Genomic DNA, 3,402 nt, shown 5'->3' with positions numbered 1-3,402 from the left:
TGATTGCACGACGGCCGGCAGCGGCACGTACCGGACGGCTCCGAAGCGGAGGCGACGGACCGTGATTGGCTACACCACGACGGGGGACACGACCAGGCGTCGGGCATCCAGGCCGAGCTGGAGCGGGTGCGCAGGTTCGGAGCCGATTACCCCGATGACGCGATCGGCGCGGCCAAGCAGCTCATCGAGGCGACCGCCAAGCTTGTACTGCTCAAGCGGAATCTCCCGGTCGACGAGCGTCAGGACCTGCCCGCGCTGATCAAGCAGGCGCAGCAAGCGCTTCACCTTCACCCCGCGGCAGTGCCGCCGGCCCGCACCGGCGGCAGCCCGGACAACGCCGACAGCATCAAGCGCATCCTGGGCGCACTGACCTCGGCTGCCATCGGCGTCGCCGAACTGCGCAACCGTTACGGGACCGGACACGGACGGCTAGCCGCACCCACAGGCCTCGGACCCCGGCACGCCCGCTTCGCCGTCGGCACGGCCGCCACCTGGTGCGAGCTGATGCTCGACACCCTCGCCGACCCCAATGCCCCCTGGCGCAAGGCACCTTCGACACCAGCCCCGCTTGCGGACAGCGAGCCCGCAGCCTCGCTCTGAGCCCGTACAAGCTGGAACACACGAAAGGGCAGCCGGTGGCACCACAGCAACTCACTGTCGTCACTCGCCAGCGCCTCCTCGACTTCCTGGTCGTCGAGAAGATCTGGTGGTGGGGCGCTCTGGACGAGGTGAGGTTTCTGGAGCGCCTGTACGACCTGGACACCCTCGAAGGCGACGGCTACCGGCGTCCTACGGCCAGGGAAGACATCTGGCAGCACTGCATCAACAACGACGACTGGCTGCCCGAATGGGTGTTCACCGACGCCCGCTTCGGGCTCAGCGGCCCCTCCCCGCAGCCGCTGTTGAACTTCCTCGCCGAAATGCTCCACCCCGTGGTGCGGCGTGACCCGGCCGAAGTCGAACGCCTGGCCGAGAAGCTCAATGGAATCCTTGCTGCGATCTCTCGGTTTTGTGACAGTGGGGTGAGAGACAGCGTGGCTTGGGGGTGTTGGTGCTGGTAGTGGGTTGTTTCGGGGCTACGGGGTCACTGTTCTGGAAGTGAGAGATCTGCAGAGCATCGCTGTGGTGGAGCGTTATCGCGGGAGGGGTGATGCTGTCTCAGTTTCGTGAGTTCTGATCCGCTGGCCGATCGGTGTTGGTGTGCTCGGGAGTGTGCATCAGGGAGAGCAGGACCCTGCCCTGGAAGGGACGGGTGGTGGTTCGAGTGGGGCTTTGCCGGCTGCGTCTGTTCGGGCGTTGCGGGGACCGGCGGTGCGCCGTTTGCTGGCCCTGCGTCGGGAGGGGAAGCTCACCACCACGCGGGTGAGGTCGGCGGCGGACGTGCTGGGGGTGCGGGAGCGTGCGGTGTGGCGGTGGCTGGCGGTCGCGGAGCGGGACGAGGCTGCGGCTCGGGCACCGGGGGAGCGGGCCGCGTATCCCGGGCGGTTCACGGTTACTGATGAGGTTCGGGCTCTGCTGGCCTTATGGAAGGGCAACGTCGCGGCGGTTCATCGTGAGCTGGCCGCTCGCGCGGCCAGGGGCGAGGGGGATCCGCCTCCCTCGATCCCGACGCTGCACCGGGCGATCCGCCGGGACCTGACGCCGGGGGAGCGGGCCGGGCTCGCGGGAGGGGAGCGGGCGGCGCGGAAACACGATGTGTTCCTGGCCCGGCCACGGGGCTGGCGCAACCACGTGTGGGAGACCGACCACATGCAGGCCCCAGTCCTGGTCGACGTCGACGGCAGGGCCCGCAGGCCGTGGATCACCTGGTTCACCGACTGCGCCACCAACGCGATCACCGGCGTCGCCGTCACCCCGGTACATCCCTCCCGGGAGTCGGTGCTGGCCGCGCTGCGCTCCGCGGTCTTGCGGGAGGACCCCTACGGACCTTTCGGCGGCCTGCCCGAGAAGGTACGCGTCGACCGAGGCAAGGATTTCCTGTCCCGGACGGTGACCGCAGCGTTCGATCTCCTGGACGTGACGGTGGAGGACCTGCCCGCCTACACCCCGCACCTCAAGGGCACGGTGGAGGGCCTGAATCGGGCGGTGGAGAGCATGTTCCTGGCCGGGCTGCCCGGCTACGCCCGCCAGCCCCGCCCCGGTAAGCGTGCTTCCCGTCCGAAGGACGAAGTGCTGCTGGGCTTCGAGGACTTCACCGCCCGTCTGCTGGACTGGACACGGTGGTGGAACACCGAACACCAACCCGCGCCGTTGCGGGGCAGGACCCCACTTGAGGTGTGGCAGGACGATCCCACCCCGCTACGGGACGTGGCCGCGGCGGATCTGTGGACGTTCACCCTGGAAGACGCCGGAACCCGCACACTGACGACCCGCGGTATCCGCTTCAGGAAACGTGACTATGTGGGGTCGTGGATGACCGGTCAGTCCGGGATCCAGGTCCGGATCCGCTTTATGCCCCATCACGACCACCGGATCGAGGTCTACCACGCGGCCACCGGCCACTACCTCGGTCCCGCGGACCTGGCCGACCAGGCCACCGAGGAACAGGTCAGCGCCGTACGGCGGGCACGGGCCGCCCGCGCCCGCCGCCTGAAGAAGGACCTGGAGGCCTCACAGCGCGAGCGCTACGCAGCCGTGAACCAGCCCGAGGCCCCCCAGCGGCTCGGCACCCTGACCACCGCGCAGGCCGAGGCCGAGCTCGCCCAGGCCGTCGGCACCGACCTGTCCGATCTGGCGATGCCGGACCTCATCCCGCCCGCCGCGCCTCCAGCCGACTGGCGCACCCCGCCCTCCCTCGTCACCCGGACCGCGCCCGGCCGGCCTGCTCCCGTCTCATCTGAACCTGCCCCCGGGCGTGTACCCGGATCGACCGCTCAGACCACTGAAGACGGAGACGCCTCGTGACTGCGGCCACCTACCAGTACGTCGACCTGCCCGATGCGTCCGTGGTCACCACCCGCGCCCTGCTCACCGCGCGGGAGAACATCGGCGATACGGTCGCCGCCCGCGCGATGATGTGTATCCATGGCGGCGCTGGCTTCGGCAAGACGCTCGCCGTCAACACCTGCTTGCGTGAACTCGAACCCGGCGAGGACGTCCGCCGGGTCACCTTCCGGGCCCGTCCCACCGCCCGTGCGGTGCGCTATGAGCTGTTCACCGCGCTCGACCTGGCCGGCGAGCCACCGCGCCACCCCAGCGAGTTCGACCGTTTGTTGAAGACCGCTCTGGCCGAGCGCCCCCGTACCTTCCTCGTCGACGAGGCTCAGTGGCTCAACGGGGAGGCGTGTGGATGAGCCGGTTGTTTCTTTGGTGGGGGTTGCTTTTTCTTCGGTTGGTCGTTGGGTTCGTCGGTGGCGGTTTGGTTGTTCAGGTGCTGCCTTAACTGACGAGTCAAGCCGGGGT

Annotated in this window: 4 protein-coding genes; all 4 read left to right on the top strand. The window is 68.9% G+C overall.

Going from position 1 to position 3,402, the window contains the following annotated elements:
• The first annotated feature begins 126 nt into the window (after nt 1–126).
• The 4 genes from ACWD0Y_RS36395 to ACWD0Y_RS36380 all read left to right on the top strand — a co-directional run bounded on the left by ACWD0Y_RS36395 (nt 127) and on the right by ACWD0Y_RS36380 (nt 3,293).
• On the top strand, nt 127–600 hold the full coding sequence (locus ACWD0Y_RS36395; RefSeq protein ID WP_450264535.1) for an abortive infection family protein: 474 nt from the start codon (nt 127–129) through the stop codon (nt 598–600).
• 35 nt (nt 601–635) lie between these two features.
• A complete protein-coding gene (locus ACWD0Y_RS36390) occupies nt 636–1,061 on the top strand; it encodes an AbiJ-related protein (protein ID WP_450264534.1) in 426 nt (141 codons plus the stop codon).
• A gap of 250 nt (nt 1,062–1,311) precedes the next feature.
• Complete coding sequence (locus ACWD0Y_RS36385) at nt 1,312–2,904, top strand: transposase (protein WP_450264533.1); 1,593 nt, start codon at nt 1,312–1,314, stop codon at nt 2,902–2,904.
• Nucleotides 2,901–3,293: an AAA family ATPase gene (locus ACWD0Y_RS36380; protein ID WP_450264532.1), complete on the top strand. Its 393-nt coding sequence runs from the start codon at nt 2,901–2,903 to the stop codon at nt 3,291–3,293. The genes ACWD0Y_RS36385 and ACWD0Y_RS36380 overlap by 4 nt, the downstream gene beginning before the upstream one ends.
• The last annotated feature ends 109 nt before the right edge of the window (nt 3,294–3,402 follow it).

Source organism: Streptomyces altiplanensis (assembly GCF_053591575.1).
Note: the sequence above shows the minus strand (reverse complement) of the source record. Positions and strands in the feature narration are given on the sequence as shown.